Genomic DNA, 250 nt, shown 5'->3' with positions numbered 1-250 from the left:
GCCCAGGACAACACCAATGCCAGATATGCCAGCATCAGCAACTGCGTCAGCTGAGCGGGCCAAGTCCTGGCCAGTCCAAGCTTGCGCCCAATGAAGGCCAGTGCCTGCCCACCATTCGTTGCAGGAAGCGGCAGCAGGTTGAACGCCGCAAACTTGGCGGCCACGCTGCCCAGCAGCATGGTGAATGGCCACTGCAGGATGGCCTGATGCGCCTGCGCCAGGAAGGTCTGTGCATCGCCGGCGGGAGACA

At 63.2% G+C, this 250-nt stretch carries 1 protein-coding gene; it reads right to left on the bottom strand.

The window, feature by feature from the left end; translation table 11 throughout:
- Nucleotides 1-250, bottom strand: a 250-nt coding sequence (locus tag RVY79_RS20940) for a hypothetical protein (protein WP_317466534.1), incomplete at both ends; no start/stop codon positions are given.

Source organism: Chromohalobacter sp. HP20-39, from assembly GCF_033052815.1.
Lineage (GTDB): Bacteria > Pseudomonadota > Gammaproteobacteria > Pseudomonadales > Halomonadaceae > Chromohalobacter.
Note: the sequence above shows the minus strand (reverse complement) of the source record. Positions and strands in the feature narration are given on the sequence as shown.